The sequence below is a fragment of the Pseudomonas sp. P5_109 genome, assembly GCF_034009455.1.
Classification (GTDB): Bacteria; Pseudomonadota; Gammaproteobacteria; order Pseudomonadales; family Pseudomonadaceae; genus Aquipseudomonas.
The window spans coordinates 2,689,186-2,707,766 of the sequence record NZ_CP125380.1 but is presented as its reverse complement, the minus strand read 5'-3'; the positions used below and the strand labels follow the sequence as shown (position 1 = coordinate 2,707,766).

General features: G+C 60.5%; 19 protein-coding genes. 9 read left to right on the top strand and 10 right to left on the bottom strand.

Going from position 1 to position 18,581, the window contains the following annotated elements; all coding sequences use genetic code 11:
* Positions 1-132 precede the first annotated feature (132 nt).
* Positions 133-753: a glutathione S-transferase family protein gene (locus QMK54_RS12365; protein WP_320402590.1), complete on the top strand. Its 621-nt coding sequence runs from the start codon at positions 133-135 to the stop codon at positions 751-753.
* Positions 754-1,626: 873 nt separating this feature from the next.
* On the opposite strand, the gene QMK54_RS12360 is transcribed toward QMK54_RS12365, so the two are convergent.
* Positions 1,627-3,033 carry a purine-cytosine permease family protein gene (locus QMK54_RS12360; RefSeq protein ID WP_110660755.1) on the bottom strand — a complete coding sequence of 469 codons (1,407 nt, stop codon included), beginning with the start codon at positions 3,031-3,033 and terminating at the stop codon, positions 1,627-1,629.
* A 323-nt stretch (positions 3,034-3,356) separates the two neighbouring features.
* On the opposite strand from QMK54_RS12360, the gene QMK54_RS12355 reads away from it, so the two are divergent.
* From QMK54_RS12355 to QMK54_RS12340, 4 genes are all read left to right on the top strand, one after another.
* On the top strand, positions 3,357-3,842 hold the full coding sequence (locus QMK54_RS12355; RefSeq protein WP_110660754.1) for a flavin reductase family protein: 486 nt from the start codon (positions 3,357-3,359) through the stop codon (positions 3,840-3,842).
* A gap of 231 nt (positions 3,843-4,073) precedes the next feature.
* Positions 4,074-5,117, top strand: coding sequence for an LLM class flavin-dependent oxidoreductase (locus QMK54_RS12350; protein WP_223594359.1), 1,044 nt, complete (start codon positions 4,074-4,076; stop codon positions 5,115-5,117).
* Positions 5,118-5,522: 405 nt separating this feature from the next.
* A complete protein-coding gene (locus tag QMK54_RS12345) occupies positions 5,523-6,200 on the top strand; it encodes an isochorismatase family cysteine hydrolase (protein WP_320402589.1) in 678 nt (225 codons plus the stop codon).
* Positions 6,201-6,205: 5 nt separating this feature from the next.
* Positions 6,206-7,633, top strand: coding sequence for a cytosine permease (locus tag QMK54_RS12340; protein WP_320402588.1), 1,428 nt, complete (start codon positions 6,206-6,208; stop codon positions 7,631-7,633).
* 238 nt (positions 7,634-7,871) lie between these two features.
* On the opposite strand, the gene QMK54_RS12335 is transcribed toward QMK54_RS12340, so the two are convergent.
* The 4 genes from QMK54_RS12335 to QMK54_RS12320 all read right to left on the bottom strand — a co-directional run bounded on the left by QMK54_RS12335 (position 7,872) and on the right by QMK54_RS12320 (position 12,447).
* Positions 7,872-9,218: a glutamine synthetase family protein gene (locus QMK54_RS12335; RefSeq protein ID WP_223594353.1), complete on the bottom strand. Its 1,347-nt coding sequence runs from the start codon at positions 9,216-9,218 to the stop codon at positions 7,872-7,874.
* Positions 9,219-9,238: 20 nt separating this feature from the next.
* Positions 9,239-9,793, bottom strand: coding sequence for an XRE family transcriptional regulator (locus QMK54_RS12330; protein WP_320402587.1), 555 nt, complete (start codon positions 9,791-9,793; stop codon positions 9,239-9,241).
* A 25-nt stretch (positions 9,794-9,818) separates the two neighbouring features.
* Positions 9,819-11,108 carry an FAD-binding oxidoreductase gene (locus QMK54_RS12325; protein WP_320402586.1) on the bottom strand — a complete coding sequence of 430 codons (1,290 nt, stop codon included), beginning with the start codon at positions 11,106-11,108 and terminating at the stop codon, positions 9,819-9,821.
* Positions 11,109-11,244: 136 nt separating this feature from the next.
* Positions 11,245-12,447, bottom strand: a complete 1,203-nt coding sequence (locus QMK54_RS12320; protein ID WP_320402585.1) for an NAD(P)/FAD-dependent oxidoreductase — start codon at positions 12,445-12,447, stop codon at positions 11,245-11,247.
* 309 nt (positions 12,448-12,756) lie between these two features.
* Here QMK54_RS12320 and QMK54_RS12315 point away from each other — a divergent pair, with 309 nt between their 5' ends.
* On the top strand, positions 12,757-13,317 hold the full coding sequence (locus QMK54_RS12315; RefSeq protein WP_110659286.1) for an RrF2 family transcriptional regulator: 561 nt from the start codon (positions 12,757-12,759) through the stop codon (positions 13,315-13,317).
* Between the two features lie 92 nt (positions 13,318-13,409).
* Here QMK54_RS12315 and QMK54_RS12310 read toward each other — a convergent pair whose 3' ends face one another.
* Positions 13,410-13,745 carry a hypothetical protein gene (locus QMK54_RS12310; RefSeq protein ID WP_110659285.1) on the bottom strand — a complete coding sequence of 112 codons (336 nt, stop codon included), beginning with the start codon at positions 13,743-13,745 and terminating at the stop codon, positions 13,410-13,412.
* Positions 13,746-14,034: 289 nt separating this feature from the next.
* Between QMK54_RS12310 and QMK54_RS12305 the strand changes: the two genes are divergently transcribed.
* Both QMK54_RS12305 and osmE read left to right on the top strand, forming a co-directional pair.
* On the top strand, positions 14,035-14,274 hold the full coding sequence (locus QMK54_RS12305) for a hypothetical protein (RefSeq protein ID WP_110659284.1): 240 nt from the start codon (positions 14,035-14,037) through the stop codon (positions 14,272-14,274).
* A gap of 13 nt (positions 14,275-14,287) precedes the next feature.
* Positions 14,288-14,638 (top strand): osmotically-inducible lipoprotein OsmE, encoded by a 351-nt coding sequence (gene osmE, locus QMK54_RS12300; RefSeq protein ID WP_223594348.1) that lies wholly within the window; start codon positions 14,288-14,290, stop codon positions 14,636-14,638.
* Positions 14,639-14,761: 123 nt separating this feature from the next.
* Here osmE and QMK54_RS12295 read toward each other — a convergent pair whose 3' ends face one another.
* Positions 14,762-14,962, bottom strand: a complete 201-nt coding sequence (locus QMK54_RS12295; protein WP_110659282.1) for a DUF2188 domain-containing protein — start codon at positions 14,960-14,962, stop codon at positions 14,762-14,764.
* A 217-nt stretch (positions 14,963-15,179) separates the two neighbouring features.
* On the opposite strand from QMK54_RS12295, the gene QMK54_RS12290 reads away from it, so the two are divergent.
* Complete coding sequence (locus tag QMK54_RS12290; protein ID WP_110659281.1) at positions 15,180-15,542, top strand: NUDIX hydrolase; 363 nt, start codon at positions 15,180-15,182, stop codon at positions 15,540-15,542.
* Positions 15,543-15,545: 3 nt separating this feature from the next.
* On the opposite strand, the gene QMK54_RS12285 is transcribed toward QMK54_RS12290, so the two are convergent.
* The 3 genes from QMK54_RS12285 to benC form a co-directional block, all read right to left on the bottom strand.
* Positions 15,546-16,244, bottom strand: coding sequence for an alpha/beta hydrolase (locus tag QMK54_RS12285; RefSeq protein ID WP_110659280.1), 699 nt, complete (start codon positions 16,242-16,244; stop codon positions 15,546-15,548).
* A gap of 45 nt (positions 16,245-16,289) precedes the next feature.
* The gene (locus QMK54_RS12280; RefSeq protein WP_110659279.1) at positions 16,290-17,063 is read right to left on the bottom strand and encodes a 1,6-dihydroxycyclohexa-2,4-diene-1-carboxylate dehydrogenase; all 774 of its coding nucleotides are present in this window, start codon (positions 17,061-17,063) and stop codon (positions 16,290-16,292) included.
* A gap of 504 nt (positions 17,064-17,567) precedes the next feature.
* The gene (gene benC, locus QMK54_RS12275; RefSeq protein ID WP_320402584.1) at positions 17,568-18,581 is read right to left on the bottom strand and encodes a benzoate 1,2-dioxygenase electron transfer component BenC; all 1,014 of its coding nucleotides are present in this window, start codon (positions 18,579-18,581) and stop codon (positions 17,568-17,570) included.

Below are 18,581 nucleotides of genomic sequence, written 5' to 3'. Positions count from 1 at the left end.
GAGGGATAAGGCTTGTCGCACAGGGATATGGACGGTCACCGTTTTTGCATATCGGTGCGGCGGATTTTCACCATACTGACTTCATCGGCAGTGTTGCCTGGCTGCCCGTGAGTCCCTCAAGGAGCAATACCCATGAACGATCGGATAGAGCTGTTCGGCGCCAATACCGGCAACAGCCTGCGGGCCGCGATCGCCCTGGAAGAAGCCGGCATCGCCTACACCGCACGCAGGCTCGACCTGTATGCGCAGGAGCATCGCGGGCCGGACTACCTGGCGCTCAACCCAGCCGGGAAAGTCCCGACCCTGGTCGATCACGGGACCACGCCGGCACTGGTCATCAACCAGTCCAACGCGATCATCCAGTACGCCGACTCCATCGCGCCCGGAAAGCTGGCACCGGCGCAGCCCGGGCCTGAGCGCACCCGGGTGATTGACCGCTATTTCTTTTTTGTGACCGACGTCATCGCTCCCAGCCATGCCGCCTTTTTTCTGCATCAGGCGAGACAGGACAAGGCCGCGGCGATCATCGATCTGCGGGTGATCGAGCAATTGACCTATGCGGAAAGTTTTTTGACGGGCGAATTCATGGCCGGGGCGCAGTTCACCATGGCCGACATCTCCGCGTTCACCATCGCAAGGGCGTTCCGTGACCGGCTGGAGTGGAAGCTGCTTCCACAGCTCTCGCGCTGGTTCGACTGCGTCGAAGCCAGGCCGGCGGTGCAACGCGGCCTGAATGTGTTCAAGGATGCTTGAACTGCAATCCCGGGTAACACGCAATACCTGTAGGAGCCGGCTTGCCGGCGATGGATTCAAGTGCGCCGCGTTTATCCTGCTTACACGCGTTATCGTTGACGTCCATCGCTGGCAAGCCAGCTCCTACAAGGGACCGCGTGACCTACAAATCCTGTAGGAGCCGGCTTGCTGGCGATGGATTCAAGTGCGCCGCGTTTATCCTGCTTACACGCGTTATCGTTAACGACCATCGCTGGCAAGCCAGCTCCTACAAGGGACCGCGTGACCTACAAATCCTGTAGGAGCCGGCTTGCTGGCGATGGATCCAAGTGCGCCGCGTTTACCCTGCTTACACGCGTTATCGTTGACGTCCATCGCTGGCAAGCCAGCTCCTACAAGGGACCGCGTGACCTACAAATCCTGTAGGAGCCGGCTTGCCGGCGATGGATTCAAGTGCGCCGCGTTTATCCTGCTTTCACGCGTTATCGTTAACGACCATCGCTGGCAAGCCAGCTCCTACAAGGGACCGCGTGACCTACAAATCCTGTAGGAGGCTTGCCGGCGATGGATTCAAGTGCGCCGCGTTTATCCTGCTTACACGCGTTATCGTTGACGTCCATCGCTGGCAAGCCAGCTCCTACAAGGGACCGCGTGACCTACAAATCCTGTAGGAGCCGGCTTGCCGGCGATGGATTCAAGTGCGCCGCGTTTATCCTGCTTTCACGCGTTTTCGTTAACGACCATCGCTGGCAAGCCAGCTCCTACAAGGGACCGCGTGACCTACAAATCCTGTAGGAGCCGGCTTGCCGGCGATGGATTCAAGTGCGCCGCGTTTATCCTGCTTACACGCGTTATCGTTGACGTCCATCGCGAGCAGGCTCGCTCCTACAGGGGTCAATCGACGTAGCCGAACTTCACCGCATGGCTTTGCTGCGCCTGGTTGCGCGTGGCGAGGCAGTAATACAACGGGCATGTCACCACCAGCCCGACCAGCCACGACAGGTCCGCGCCGTCTACCAGATTGGCGTACGGCCCGACGTACAGTGAAGTATTGGCGAATGGCAGCTGCACGATGATGCCGATGAAGTAGGCAATGATCGCGTGCCAGTTGAAGCGCCCGTAGATGCCGCCGTCAGCGCGGAAGATCGAGGCGATGTCATAGCGGCGACGCTTGATCAGGTAGAAGTCGATCAGGTTGATCGAGGCCCACGGCACCAGCACCAGCAGCAGCGCCAGGATCAGGCCGATGAACTGCGAAATGAAATTCGTCGAAGCGCCCAGCGCCACCACGCAGCAGCCCGCCAGCACGATGCTCGACAACAGCACGCGCACCTTGATGCTCGGCGTCCACTGGCTGGCGAAGGTCTGGATCGAAGTGATGATCGACAGCACCGCGCCATACAGATTCAAGGCGTTGTGGCTGATGATATTGAGCAGGAACAACACCATGAGGATCGGCCCCAGCCAACCGGTGGACTGCTTGACCGCCGCCATCGCCTCGGTACCTTCCGGGGTTGCCAGTACCGCCACGGCACCGAAGGTGAACGACAGGATCGTGCCCAGTGTTGCCCCCAGGTAGGTGGCGAAGAACGGCCGGGTGATGCCGATGTCCGCCGGCAGGTAGCGCGAGTAGTCCGACACGTAAGGCGAGAAGCTGATCTGCCAGATGATCCCCAGCGACACCGTGGCCAGCCAGCCGGACAGGTTGAACGCACCGCGGGTGAAGAAGTCTGCCGGCAGGTCATGGGCGAAAATGTAGAGGAAACCGGCAAGCAACGCGCCGCCCATCACCCAGGTACCGATACGGTTGAGGGTATGGATGAAGCGGTAGCCGATCACCCCAATGGCGGTAGCGCTAAGGGCACCGATGAGGATGCTGGCCGGCACCGGGACCGATGGCGCAATGCCGACAATCGATTTACCCGCCAGCACGATGTTGGAGATGAAGAAGCCGATGTAGATCAACGCCGCGAAGAACACGATCAGCAGCGCGCCATAGCGGCCGAACTGGCCACGGCTCTGCACCATCTGCGGAATGCCCATGCACGGCCCCTGGGCCGACGCGAGGGCAATCACCACGCCGCCGACCATGTGCCCGAGCGCAATCGCCAGCAGGCCCCAGAACAGATTGAGGTGGAACACCTGGACCACCATGGCGCCGGTGACGATGGGCAGTGGCGCGATGTTGGTGCTGAACCACAGGGTGAAAAGATCGCGGGCCTTCCCGTGGCGCTCTGCGAGTGGAACGTAGTCGACCGTGTGGTTCTCGATCAACGGATCTTGCCGGGACATCTGGGACATGTGCATGAACTCGAGTTTGTCTGTTCTTATCTTTGTATGAAGCCAAACCGGGGGGACTCTCTGGCCGCCCCTCAGATGCGGACCATATTATGGTATTCCAAACTTTAAACAATACTGATCCGGTCTTTGAACAAGCATCTGAACCGGCATCCTGCCCGATTCACACCGGCGCTTGCTAGCTTAAAGCCCCGTATTCATTGACTTTCCGACGAGAGCCGTACGTTTATCGGTTCACCTAAAAAGACCTTGCATTCGATGTATTACGGTATACCATCAGACCTACAAACCTATAAAAACGCGTCACACCACCCGAGGACCGTCCAATGATCGATGCCGCCATCTACAAACAAGTCATGGGTTCGTTCCCGTCTGGAGTGACCGTGATCACCACCCTGGATGACGACGGGCAGATCGTCGGCCTGACCGCCAGCGCCTTCAGCTCGCTGTCGATGGACCCGGCCCTGGTACTGTTCTGTCCCAACTACAGCTCCGATTCCTACCCGGTGTTGATCAAGAACAAACGCTTTGCCATCCACGTGCTGTCCGGCGGCCAGCAAACCGAAGCCTATGCCTTCGCACGCAAAGGCAAGGACAAGGCCCAGGGGATCGAGTGGACGCTCAGCGAGTTGGGCAACCCGATTCTGGCCAACGCCACGGCGGTCATCGAATGTGAACTGTGGCGCGAATACGAAGGCGGCGACCACGCCATCATGGTTGGCGCCGTGAAAAACCTGATCGTGCCCCGCCAGACCAGCGGGCCACTGGTGTATTGCCACGGCAAGATGGGTGCCCTGCCCGTTCTGGCCTGATCCCTCTGAAATCACCGCGTACCCCTGTGGGAGCGGGCTTGCTCGCGAAAGCGAACTTCCAGGCGACATAGGTGTTGACTGACACTCCGTCTTCGCGAGCAAGCCCGCTCCCACATTGGTTAGCGTTAGCCGCGAAGAGAAGTCATTTGCGGAAATAATGTATTATGGTATACCAATATTCAACAGGCCCGCGATCGACAGGCCAACAACAACAGATCCGAGGTAAGCGTCATGAAGTTTTCCCTGTTCGTACACATGGAACGTTGGGACGAAAGCGTCAGCCACCGCCAGTTGTTCGAAGACTTGACCGAACTGACCCTGATGGCCGAAGCCGGTGGTTTCAGCACCGTTTGGATCGGCGAACACCACGCCATGGAATACACCATCTCGCCGAGCCCGATGCCGCTGCTGGCTTATCTGGCGGGCAAGACCACCACCATTCACCTGGGCGCCGGCACCATCATCGCGCCGTTCTGGCATCCACTGCGGGTGGCCGGTGAGTGTGCCTTGCTCGACGTGATCAGCAACGGGCGCATGGAAGTCGGTCTGGCCCGTGGCGCCTACCAGGTCGAGTTCGACCGCATGGCCGGCGGCATGCCTGCCTCCTCCGGCGGCCAGGCGCTGCGGGAAATGGTCCCGGTGGTGCGCGCGCTGTGGAACGGCGACTACGCCCATGACGGCGACATCTGGAAATTCCCGACCTCCACCAGCGTACCCAAGCCGATCCAGCAACCGAACCCGCCGATGTGGATCGCCGCCCGCGACCCGGATTCGCACAACTTCGCCGTGGCCAACGGTTGCAATGTCATGGTCACGCCACTGATGAAAGGCGACGAAGAAGTCCTCGACCTGAAGAACAAGTTCCAGGCCGCGCTGGACAACAATCCTGGCGTGCCGCGCCCGCAACTGATGGTGCTGCGTCACACCCACGTGCACACCGCCGACGATCCGCAGGGCTGGGAAGTCGGGGCCAAGGCGATCTCGAAGTTCTACCGCACCTTCGATGCCTGGTTCGGCAACAAGACCACCCCGGTCAACGGCTTCCTCGCGCCAAGCCCGGAAGAGAAATTCGCCGGGCGCCCAGAGTTCGAACTGGAGAGCCTGCACAGGACCGCCATGATCGGCACCCCGGAAGAAATCATTCCGCGCATCAAGTACTACCAGGAACTGGGGGTCGACGAATTCAGCTTCTGGTGCGATAACAGCCTGCCCCACGCGGAAAAGAAAAAATCCCTGGAGCTGTTCATCAAGCATGTGGTGCCAGCGTTCCGGTAGGCATTTGTCCCCTGTAGGAGCGAGCTCGCTCGCGATGGACGCCAACGATAACGCGCGCCTTCTGAATGACCGAGTTGTCCAGAGTTTTTCGCGAGCAGGCTCGCTCCTACAGGTATGCATTTGTCCTGTGGGAGCAGGCGTTCCCACAAGGGTCGATTCCAATGCGTACTGGTCGTCTCCCATCGCTCACCCTTCCTTCCGGCGCCGCGCGGGCTTACCTGCGCGGTGAATCGTGCGCCTCACACCTGCATTTCAAGCGCCTGCGCGCCAGCGTTGCGGCCAAGCAGAACGGCTTCTGGCAAATAGTTCACTGAGCCCACCCGAACAGCCAATCACGCATCCCGCGTCTCGCCATGGCCTGGCGCGTACGGTGCATCGTGTTTCGCCTTTGATCAGGTTTGCCCAATGAACAATAACAACGCGCTGTTGATCATCGACATGCAGCAGGAGGACGGTTTTGTCCTCGACAACCTCGACACCGTAGTCGCCAATACCGCCGCCCTGCTCGATACCGCCCGCCATCAGCGGATGCCTGTCATCTATACCCGCCACATCAATCAGGCCGACGGCAGTGACCTGCCCCCCGGCGAACCCCTGGCAACCGACGGTGGCCCCGGCAGCTACCGCGCCGGCACCCGGCAAGTGGAAATCATCGAGTCGCTGACGCCGCAGCCCGGTGAATGGGTCATCGACAAGGGGCGTTACAGTGCCTTTCACCGCACCGACCTCGAGGCCCGGCTCAAGGCACTGGAGGTCGACACGCTGATCGTCTGCGGCGTGCTGACCGATGTCTGCGTGCTCACCAGTGTGTTCGATGCCTTCGCCCTCGGTTATCGCGTGCGCCTGGTCAGCGATGCCTGCACCACGACCACCGAGGCCGGGCATTACTCGGCCCTGTTGATCATGGCCAACTGGGTCTATTCGCTGGAAATCCTCACCACGACCGAATGCCAGCGCGCCCTGCAACAAGTCGATTACGTCAGCCTGATCCCCAGGCAGCCGGACCTGTTCGCCCACCAGCCCCACGAGCTGCCAGGCACCATCGCCCGCCTGCAATCCCATCTCGTCCGGACTCAGGAGTGATCGCCATGCAAGTCGAAAAACGAAGCATCGATTTCATCCCCGAGACCGAACGCCATGGCAAACCGGGTTCGCTGTTCTATATCTGGTTCGGCGCCAACATGAACATCACCACCATCGCCTCCGGCGTCTTGCCGGTGGTGATGGGGCTCAACCTGTACTGGAGTGCGCTGGCGATCATCATCGGCTCGCTGCTGGGGGCGATTTTCATGGCCTCCCACTCGGCCCAGGGACCGAAGCTGGGCATTCCGCAAATGATCCAGAGCCGGGCGCAATTCGGCGTGTGGGGGGCGGTGTTGCCGCTGCTGTTCGTGATGCTGATTTACCTGGGCTTCTTCGTCAGCAACACCTTGCTCGCGGCCCAGGCACTGGAGTCGGTCAGCCCGCTGCCGATGTCCGGCAATATCTACCTGATCGGCGCGTTGTGCTTCGTCGTCGCACTCTATGGCTATCGGTTGATTCACCGCTTGCAGAAGCTGTTGTCGATCCTGTCGCTGCTGGTGTTCGTGGCCGCCACGGCGCTCGCCTTGCAGTTGCCGATCCCGACCGAACAATGGCTGCCGACCGGCTTCTCGCTGTCGAAGTTCCTGGTGGCGGTGAGCATCGCCGTGACCTGGCAGTTGTCCTACGCGCCTTACGTCGCCGACTACTCGCGCTACCTGCCGAGCAACACCCCGACTGCGCAGGTGTTCTGGTACAGCTACGCCGGCACGGTCAGCGGTGGTGCGTGGATGATGATTCTCGGGGCGATCCTGAGCGTCGGCATCGGCGACTTTTCCAGCAACGTCGGCGGGCATGTCGCCGGCTTGTTCGGCACTGGCGCGGTGCTGCTGTTCGCCTTCATCGTCTACGGCCAAGTGTCGATCAACGTGTTCAACCTGTACGGCGCGTTCATGTCGACCATCACCGTGATCGAGCCTTTCGCCCGACTCAAGGTGACGCCACGGGTACGCGGCGTGTTCATGCTGCTGATCAGCCTGGTGGCCACGGCCCTGTGTACCATCAGTCAGGACGACTTCATCAACTTCTTCCTCAACTTCATCTTCTTCATGAGCTATTTCCTGATCCCGTGGACGGCGATCAATCTGGTCGACTACTACTGCCTGCGCAAAGGCCAGTACCGGATTGACGACATCTTCGACCTGAACGGCATCTACGGGCGCATCAACTGGATCGCCTGCGGCAGTTTCGTGCTGGCGATTGCCCTGGAGATTCCGTTCATGAACACCACGCTGTACGTCGGCCCGGTGGCCACGGCGCTGGACGGGGTGGATCTGGCGTGGATCGTCGGGTTGCTGGTGCCGGCGTTGAGTTATTACTGGTTGATGAAGCGCCGCACACACCCTGTGGCGAGGGAGCTTGCTCCCGCTGGGTCGCGAAGCGAACCAATTGACGCATTGCGGCCTGTCATGAAGAGCTTGTATACCGATTTTTAGGGCTGCTACGCAGCCCAGCGGGAGCAAGCTCCCTCGCCACAAAGGCAATCAACAAAAATCGGGCAAAAAAAATCCCAGGCAGCTGATGGACGCCTGGGATTTAAAAATGCATAAACCGTGGTGGTGAACGCGGCGCGGATATTACGGAATATTTCACCCTGTAACAAGATATTTTTATTCACTATCCAGTTACTAATCGCTCTAAGCCCTTATATATCCACATATTTTCCAAGGGAAACTAGAGGAACCAGCGATACTCCCGCGCGCTGATATCATGCAAAAATGCCAGATGATCCTGACGCTTGTTTTCGCAGTAGACGTCCACAAACTCCGCCCCCAAGCCTTCGCGCAGCGAAGCATGACTTTGCATGGACTGCACGGCTTCAAGCATTTCCAACGGAAAATCGATGCCACTGCCGCGGTCTTCGTTGAGCGGTGCAATCGGCTCGCGCTCCCCTTCCAGGCCTTGCTCCAACCCCACCAGAATTGCCGCCAACGCCAGATACGGGTTGGCATCGGCGCCCGCCAGGCGATGTTCGATGCGCAGGTTCTTGACGTCCGACTCCGGAATACGCAAGCACGCATCGCGATCCTCGAAACCCCAACTGGCGCGGGACGCGACGTTCACGGTGCCGCTCAAGCGGCGCATGGCGTTGTGGTTCGGGGCAAAAATCGGCATGCAGTGCGGCAATACATCCAGGCAACCGGCCACCGCATGACGCAGCGCCCGTTGGCCGTTCGCCGCCAACAGGTTATTGCCGGCCTGGTCATACAGGCTGACATGCACGTGCATGCCGCTGCCGGGGTGCTGCAGGTAGGGTTTGGCCATGAAGCTGGCGCGGTAGTTGTGCTTGAGCGCCACGCCCCGGGTGCTGCGGCAGAACAGGGCGGCCCAGTCGGCGGCGCGCAGGCCGTCATCGCAATGGCCGAAGTTGATTTCGAACTGGCCCGGGCCGAGCTCGGCGGTGATCACCGTGGCATCGACGCCTTGCTCACGCGCGGTCTCGACCATTTCATCGAGCACCGGGGCGAATCGCGACAAGCGCTCGATGTGCATGTTCGGCTGATCATCGGCATCGCCGCTCAGCTCGTCACGGGGAAATTGCGGCAAGCCGTCCTTCAGGCGGCTGTCGAACAGGTAGAACTCCAGCTCGAAGGCCACCACCGGGAAAATGCCTTTACGATGCAGCCGGTTCAACACCCGCGCCAACACTTCGCGTGGTTCGAACTCGATAGGTTTTTCCGTGCCGTCGGAGGTGATCAGCATCTGGCCCAAGGGCTGCTTTTCCCAGCTCACCAACTTCAAGGTGCCAGGCACCAAGCGGCGCAACGCATCCGGGTCACCGTCGTTGAAGCAGTAATCACCGATCTTGAACAGCCCGCCCTGAGTGCCGAGTAGCACGCAGTTCTGCGGCAGCTTCAGGGCACTGCCGGCGGCGACTTTTTCCAGCATCTCGATCGGGTAGCGCTTGCCGTAGAAATGCCCCGGAATGTCCAGGGAGATCAGGTCGACGTAACGCACTTCGGGGTTGCAGTGGCGGAAGTTGCGAACCTCGGCCAGCAGTTCAGAGCACACAGCATCCATCGTTTTGTTCCTTGTTGTTATCAGGTGTAAACCCAAAGCACGCGGGTCGGTTGGTCGGACAGGTTGCCGTAGCGGCAGTGCGCATGGCTGGCCAGTTGAAAGCTGTCGCCGGGATGCAGGATCACCGGTTCGTTGTCGTCGAGCCACAGGGTCAGCTCGCCTTCGAGGACGTAACCGCCCTGCTCCGAGCTGTCCTTCATGTGCCGGTCACCACTGCTGGCGCCGGGCTCCAGCTGGCTTTCGAGCATCGAGAACGAGGCGCGCATTTTTGGCGAGACGAGGATGTCGGTGATGCCGTCGGCGTAGTACAGCGTGCGGCGCTCGTCCGGGCGGGTGACCCAGGGCAAGGCCATGGGTTTGGGCAGGCTGTAGAAATAGGTGGTCGGCACGCCCAGGGTTTCGCTGATGGCGGTCAGGTCCGCCACCGTCGGGCGCGACAGACCGCGCTCGACCTGGGACAGAAAACCGACCGAGCGACCGATTTTGTCCGCCAAGTCCTTCAGGGTGTACTTCTTGTGCTTGCGCAGGTCCTGGATCAGGATTGCCAGCGCCGAGATTTCTTCTTGCATGTCCATCTAGAGGCTTCCAGAAAGTGTCGCTTCAAATGCTGTCGCGCAGTCGATACCAGGCCTTGCCGATGGCTTCCAGCGGCGCGGCCAGGTATTTGCCGCCGGGAAAACTGCCGTTGTTCAGGTCCTGGTACAGGGACAATTCGTCGGGCTGACCGAGTACCGCGTCAGATACCGCCCGCGCCGCGGCCAGTGTCGGCAGCACACCATGCCCGGAATAACCCTGCATCCAGTACAGATCACCTCGCCGGCCGATATCCGGGGTGCGCTTGAGGGTCAGGTCGATGTGTCCGCCCCAGGCAAACTCCAGCTCGACGCCGGTGAGCTGCGGGAACACACGTTCGAGGAACGGTCGGGTCGCCGCCGCGATGTCCTTGGGCATCCCGCCCAGGTAAGTGCAACCGCCGCCGAACAGCAGGCGGTTATCCGGGGTGCGACGGAAATAATCGAGCACGAACTGGTTGTCGGTCACGCACACGTTGCTCGGCAGCAGCGCCGTGGCCTGGTCCTTGGTGAGCGGCGCGGTCGCCACCTGATAAGTCCCGACCGGCAACACGCAACTGGCCAGTTGCGGGTCGAGCCGATCGAGGTAAGCGTTGCACGCCAGCACCAGCACATCGGCGCGAATACGACCGCGCTCGGTCGTCACCACAAAACCTTCGCCCTCCTCGCCATAGCTCAGCGCCTTGCTTTGTTCATGAATGCGGCCACCGGCCCGCTCGATCGCATCGGCGAGACCCAGGGCCAGTTTCAGCGGATTCAAATGCCCGCCCTCGGGATCGAACAGGCCGGCCTGATAACGCTCGCTGGCCACCCACTGGGGCAAATCGCTGCGCTCGATAAATTGCAGTTTGTCGTGGCCCCACTTGTGGCTGGCCTCGTGTTGCCACTCAGTCAGCAGGCCTACCCGACGCGGAATCACCGAGGTCCACAGGTGACCCGCGCGGTAGTCGCAATCGAACTCATGCCGGCCGGGCAAGTCACGCAACTCGCGCGCGGCCCAGCGCATGCCGTCCCACAATCGCCGCGCCCGCTCGTAACCCAGCGCCGCTTCCAGCGGTGGCATGTCGCACGACCAGCCGAGAATCGCCTGCCCGCCATTACGCCCGGACGCGGCCCAGGCCACCCGGCTGGCTTCGAGCAGGGTCACGCGCTTGCCGGCCAGCGCCAGGCGCAAAGCCGTGTGCAGTCCACTGAAACCGGCCCCGATGATCAGCACTTCGGTGTCTGACTCGCCTTCCAGAGCGGCTCGATGGACCAGGCGATCGGCGCAGGAATGGGCGTAGTAACTGGCGACATGCTGAGTGGATTGCTGAAACATACGGCCTCATGAAATTTTCTATTTATAATTTCATGAAAAAATACACTTTAAATTTCACACAGGCAACAAGGCGTAAAAAATCCCGCTCAGGCGAACCCGAGCGGGATTTTTTGTTCAGACGCGATGTTCGATGCTATCAAGCCACCGGAATCATCGGATCCGCCGACGCCAGTGCAGCGACACGGTCTGCCGCTGGCGGGTAGATCCACTGGGTGTTGATCTGAGTCTTCAATGCCTTGGCCTCATGCTTGACCAGCTTGACCTGACGATCCCAACCCTCGGTGTACACCGCGCCCCAGGCGCCCAGATCAAGGCAGGTCACGTACTTCGGCTGGCTGTACGGCGTCGGGTCCACACCGAGAATCTGTGCGGCGACGTTGTTGCCGGCATGGCGACCCAGTGAAATGGCGTGCTGGCAGGTCATCAAGGCGTAGTTGCCGATCTCGTCACTGGCGGCATAGGCGACGTCGCCGGTGGCGAAGATATCGTCCTGGCCGATGACTTTCAGGTGTGCGTCGACATGCAGGCGGCCCAGGTGATCGCGCTCGGCCGGAATCTGCTCGGTCAGGGAGCTGGCGCGAACGCCGGTGGTCCAGACCACGGTTTTGGCATCGATACGTGCTCCGTCGGACAGGGTGACGCCGTCGGCATCGACCGACACCACCGAGGCTTTCAAGTGCCATTTCACCCCGGTGGCCACGCTGGCCTCGACGATCGATTCGGCAATTTCCTCACCCATCGAGCCGCCCACTTTATCGCCACGGTCAACGATGATCACATTGATGTCGGCACGGTCGCCGAGGATGGCCCGCAGGCGGGTGGGCATTTCAGTCGCCGTTTCGATCCCGGTGAAACCGCCACCGGCCACCACCACCGTGTTGCGCGCCTTGCTGTCGGGCTGGCTGGCCAGCGCCTTGAGGTGGTTTTCCAGGCGCACGGCCTGTTCGATCTGATCGACATCGAAGGCATGTTCGGCCACGCCCGGCGTGTTCGGCGACGCCAGGCGGCTGCCGGTGGCCAGAACGAGTTTGTCGTAGCTGCAGACTTGTTGGGCACCGGCGGCATCGACGTAGCCGACCTGTTTTTGTCCGACGTTGATGGTCTGCGCCGCCCCCTTGATGAACTTGACCCCTACCGCCTCAAACAGATCACCAATCGGCGCGGCCAGTTGATGGGCATTCGGTTCGTAGAAGCGCGGACGCACACGCAGCTCGGCCTGAGGCGCCAGCACGGTCACTTCCACGTCATTGTGAGCGTGAATGTCGAACAGGCGCGTGGCACTCAAAGCGGTCCACATGCCACCGAAACCTGCGCCGATCACGAGAATGTGCTGTTTCATTTTTAACTCCAGGGGATAAACAAGTGTTGTGAGTCACGCTCATCGGGAGCAGGCATAGGGTCGGTGCCTTTCGAAAACCGCCGACCTGTGCCGCTCGAACAACTACGACTTTATTGATCCTAGTTAAATCCTGCAACAGGTTTTTTTTGATGACGGCCATCGAACGCGTCGATGCCTCGCCAGAAAAGCCTCAAGAACGCGCATGACAAGGGCTTTTCAAGCTGGAAAAGAAAATTTAGGGCGCGACGATTCGTTGCCCGACTTGCTTTCGGCTGCTAGAATTGGCGACTAATCAAGTCGGAGATCTGTATGTCTCTTTACAGCGCGGGTGTCGAGTACGGCATCCACTGCCTGCTTTTTCTCGTAGGCAATGGCGGCGACTCGCGCGAAGCGAGCGTGCGCGACCTGGCCGAACTGCAAGGCGTTCCCCTGGACTATCTGGCGAAGATCTTCACCAAACTGGCCAAAGGCAAACTGGTGGTCGCCACCGAAGGCATGCGCGGCGGCTTCAAGCTGGCCCGGCCCGCGGACGAAATCACCCTGCTCGACATCGTCAACGCCATCGACGGCCGCAAGTCGATCTTCGATTGCCGGGAAATCCGTGGCCGTTGCGCGGTGTTCGACGGTTCCCCACCGGATTGGGCACTGGACGGCCCGTGCGCGGTGCATGGCGCGATGATGGTTGCGCAAAAACGCATGGAAGAAGCCCTCGCCCAGCAAACCATCCTCGACATCGCCAGGAAGTTCGGGCGCAAGGCCCCAGCGGAGTTCGGCGTCAAGGTGGAAAGCTGGATGAACGAGCGTCGGGAGCGCAAAAGTGCCGCCCTGGCGAGCGAGCACATCATCCCGACGACCAACCTTTCAGACTGATTCACACAAAAAAAACCGGATGCACGCCAGGCATCCGGTTTTTTTTCGATTCAGGCGAAAACGGTCGGTGACCGGTTTTCTCTCTCCCGCGCTTACAAGCAGTCACGCACGATTTTGCGCAGGTCGCCGGACTTGGCCCAAGGCGGCCCCTGATACAGCGAAATCTGGCTGCCATCCTTGTATTTCACGATATCCAGCACTTCGTCGGCCGTGATCACGCTGGGCGCGGTGATCCGGTACCCGTTGGATATCGAAACCTGGGTCGTATTCGAGACTTCCGTTTGCCAGGCCGGCAGTACACACGCCGCATACTCTTTTGGCGTCTTCGCACTGTGCTTGCTGACATTCGGCTCGCCCGGTACCAGCGACGCCGGTAACGAACACCCGGCCAGCAACGCCAGCGCGACTCCCCCCATCAACATCCGCATGCTGCATCCTTAAATTCGAAAAAAGAAAATGTAGCTCGCCGCTGTCCGCACATCCATCCCAATGCTTGGGCGACAGTCATTGATGTCGCTTTCGCTGGTTAGTTCCTTGCAGGCGGTAATTTGATATCACTTTGCCTGTGGAAGACACCGGCACTTGAGTAGAACAGCGTATTTTCTCGTGCGCTTTTTACTTTCCCGACCAAAGGAAACCCCGCTGATTCAGACAAACACAACATCCGCTGCGGTAAACGGGTCTAAAATTCCGGAGTGCAGTATTCAGGAGGTCATCATGTGGCTTAACGAATCGGAACAGGAACTTCGACGTGATCTGCAAGGGCTTGCGTCAGATTTGCGCTGGTCGGCCGTGGAGCTTTTGCGCATCGAGCAGCAATTGCGCCTGCTCGGCAACGACATCGACGCGCAAGCCGTGCAAAAACTCTGTGCTTTGTTTCAGGGAGATGAAGCAAAACTGTCCGGCTATGCCGAGGAAGTGAAAGCCAAGGTCATTAGCCGCAACAAGGCTATATAGCGGGAGCGCTGCCATGAACAGGCCTCTATTCACGTTGGTCGTCGCACTGACCGCGTTGGCAGGCTGCAGCACCAACTCGATCTACCAGGACCAGCCGCTGGTGGCGAAAGTCGATACCGGCATGACGCAGGAGCAAGTCCGGCAAATCGGCGGCCCGCCCCTGGCGGTCAGCGATCGCACCGTCGAACCCGGTACGTGCTTTGACTACAAGCTGACTCATGCCGACCATCAGCAGCCGTACAACGTCAGTTTCGATGGCCGCGGCATGGTCGACCACACGAGCTTCATGACGTGCGCGGAGTGGAGTCACACGCAGCTAAAGGCCCGGGAACCCTCTCGCCCCAGCGGAGGCGGCGGTTACTAGCGCCCTTGAGGATTTTGTAGGAGCGAGCTTGCTCGCGATGGGCTCAAGCGCGCCGGGGGTTAACCAGGCAGCACGCGTTATCGTTAACGACCATCGCGAGCAAGCTCGCTCCTACAGGGGGCTTCATTTTGTTTGATGGCTGTCCGCAGGCCTGGCGGTTCGCGCCCTGTAGCCGGGCAGCGCAGCGGCAAATGCCAGCGCTTCTTCCCGACTGGCAAACGAACCAAGCCGGTCACCCTGGGTGCATACCCGCCAGGGGCCGTTGTTCACGCTGAGTACGTCATAACCATTCATGTGCATCTTGTTCAACATCGGAACGCTCATAGTCACCTCCTCTCGGGCAGTGATCTCAGGTTGACTTGCCTACCTTACACCCACCCTTCTCCAAAATACCGACCAGACGTCGCCATGGAAATTCCCCAAATTGATTGCAATTTTCCTGGCATTACCTGCTCAAATTAATCGTAAAGTGCTCAATCGGCCCAGGCCCGCATGCTGCGTTTCAATGCCTGTTACCTGTCAACCGGCCATTAGGTAATCCATGAAAGTACGCGCAACGATCATCTGCGAGCAGGACAGGCATGTACTGCTGGTACGCAAGGCAGGAGGACGCTGGACGTTGCCCGGCGGCAAGCTCGAACGGGGTGAAAGCGCAGCCGATGCCGCCGTTCGCGAACTGCTGGAAGAAACCGGCCTGCGGGTCGACGAGTTGATGTACGTGCTGGAGCTGGAAGCGGACGGCACCCGACACCACGTCTTCGAGGTGTCGGTGCTGAACCTGGAGCAATTGCGGCCGCTGAACGAAATCACCGATTTCATCTGGCACCCGCTGGATGCGCTACACAACCTGAACATCAGCGACGCCATGCTGAGTATTGTCAGGGCCTTTGCGCGTCGCTTGTAGGCCTTAGCCCTTGGTCAACGCCGTCGCTGCCCTGTCGATCAATGCCGCCACTTCGGCGGGCATCGACGCCAATGACGCATGGCTGGCGTTCAAGGTCAGAATCTCCCGGGCATTGAGCCGCTCGGCCATCCACTGCTGGTTTTGCGGCGCGATCATGCGGTCTGCGGTCGAAACCTGATACCACGATGGTTTTTTCTTCCAGGCCACTGTGCCAATGGTGTCACCGAAAGTACTGGCCAGCGGCGCTTTCTGGGTGAGCCCCATGACCAACCCTTCGGTCGCCGGCAGATCCTGGCAGAAGCTTTCGTGATAGAGCTCAGGCTTGACCCACAGGTAACCGTCGCTGTCGGGAGCCAGGTTGGCCGCCGCCGCAGGCGGATGCCGTTGCGTGATGCCACCGGGGCTTTCACCAGCGTCCGGGGCGAAGGCGGCGATGTACACCAGGCCCACCACATTCGGCTGGTCGCCGGCTTCGGTAATCACCGCACCGCCATAGGAATGCCCCACCAGCAGTACCGGCCCCGGCACCTGGGCGACCATCTTGCGCGTGCGCTCGGCATCCTCGGCCAGGGATGTCAGCGGCAACTCGACGGCACGAATGTGCGTGTCGCCCCGGCTGAGCAATTTGACGATGACCTTGTTCCAGTGGGCAGCGCCGCCCCAAAAACCATGGACCAGCACGATCGTGGGTTTGTCACTCATCACCATGACTCCGTTGCTTGCGGATGGGGTTGTCTGTCGCTCGCGTCAGCCCTGATCGCCACCGCCCACGGGCATGATCATGCCGGTGATATAGGACGCTTCGTCGCTGGCCAGAAACAGAATAGCCCCCGCCTGCTCATCCAGTGTGCCGTAGCGTTTCATCAAACTGCTGTCGAGGGTCTGGTCGACGATCTGCTGGTACCAGAGTTTTTCCTGCTCGCTCTGCTCGGCACCATTGCGGGGTATGCGTCGCGGCGGTGCTTCGGTGCCGCCAGGCGCGGTGGCATTGACCCGCACGCCACGACCGGCGGTTTCGAACGCCAGACAGGCGGTCAAGGCATTCACCCCGCCTTTTGCCGCGCCGTAGGGCACGCGATTGAGGCTGCGGGTGGCGATGGACGAGACATTGACGATCGCTCCGCTGCCCTGCTCCAGCATGAACGGCAGCGCGGCATGGCAACACCACAAGGTCGGGAACAGCGAGCGGCGAACCTCGGCCTCGATCTGCGACGCTTCATAGTGCTCGAACGGCTTGGCCCAGATCGTGCCGCCGACGTTGTTGATCAACACGTCGAGGCGCCCGAAGCGCTCGACGGCGGTTTGCATCACCCGGCTGCATTCCTCGTATTGCTCAAGGTCGGCGGTCAGGGCCAGTACCTGACAGGTCGAGGCCAGTTGCTGCTGGACTTCGAACACCAGGTCGGAGCGATCCACCAGGATCAGCTTCGCCCCTTCGGCCGCCATGCGCTCGGCCACCCGCTGGCCAATGCCCTGGGCTGCGCCGGTGATCAGGGCGACTTTTTCGTGAAATCTGTTCATGTGTACCTCATCGGTCAATGACGATGTATCGCTCGAAACCACAATCCTGTGGGAGCGGGCTTGCTCGCGAAAGCGGACTGTCAGGCGACATCAATGCTGAATGTTCCGGCCTCTTCGCGGGCAAGCCCGCTCCCACATTGGATCTGCGCTCGACCTCAATAACTGTGTGAGCGGGCTTGCTCGCGAAGGCGGACTGTCAGGCGACATCAATGCTGAATGTTCCGGCCTCTTCGCGGGCAAGCCCGCTCCTACATTGGATCTGCGCTCGACCTCAATAACTGTGGGAGCGGGCTTGCTCGCGAAAGCGGACTGTCAGGCGACATCAATGCTGAATGTTCCGGCCTCTTCGCGGGCAAGCCCGCTCCCACATTGGATCTGCGCTCGACCTCAATAACTGTGGGAGCGGGCTTGCTCGCGAAAGCGGACTGTCAGGCGACATCAATGCTGAATGTTCCGGCCTCTTCGCGGGCAAGCCCGCTCCTACATTGGGTATTTGTGCGCGACTCAAGCTGCGCTGGCGGCGAATTTCTCGTAGTAGAAGTTCGCCGGTGCGATGCCTTGCTCGCGGATGAACTGGCTCACGGCCTCGACCATCGGCGGCGGGCCGCACAGGTAGACGTCGACGTCGCCATCGTTCAGATGCTTTGGCTCGATGTGCTGGGTCACGTAACCCTTGAGTGGATGCTGGCTCTCGGGGCTGGCGACGCAGGCGCTGAAGGTGAAGTTGGGGATGCGCGCGGCAAAGGCTTCGAGGCGGTCGATTTCCACCAGGTCGAAATCGTGGGTCACGCCATAGATCAGGTGCAGCGGGTGATCACTGCCCTGCTCGGCGATCTTCTCCAGCATCGCGGTGAAAGGCGCCAGCCCCGTACCGCCGGCCAGCAACAGCAACGGACGGCGAATTTCGCGCAGGTAGAAACTGCCCAGGGGACCGGCCAGGTTCATGCTGTCGCCGGCCTTGGCCATACCGGTGAGGAAGCTGCTCATCAAGCCGCCGGGCACGTTGCGGATCAGGAAACTGACCTCGCCATCGCGCTGCAACGAGCTGAACGAATAGGCACGGGTCTGCTCGCTGCCGGGAATCCCCAGGTTCACATACTGCCCCGGCAGGAACGCCAGTTTGCTCAAGGCCTCGCCCTTGATCGACAGCGCGATGGTGCTGTCGGACAACTGGCGCACGGCACTGATGGTGGCGTCATAGCTGGCCTGGCGGGTGCGGCAGACTTCCGAGGAGGTCGGTACGCGCACCACGCAATCGCTCTGGGCGCGCATCTGGCAGGTCAGGACAAAACCCTGCGCGGCCTCTTCAGGGCTGAGGGCGTCTTCGATGTACTCCTCGCCCAGATCGTAGCGGCCGGCTTCGGCAAAACACTTGCAGGTGCCGCAGGCGCCGTCGCGGCAGTCCAGCGGGATGTTGATGCCCTGGCGGTACGCGGCATCGGCCACGGTTTCGCCGGCATTGGCGTCGATGAACCGGGTGACGCCGTCTTCGAAATTGAACGCGATGGAATGGGTCAT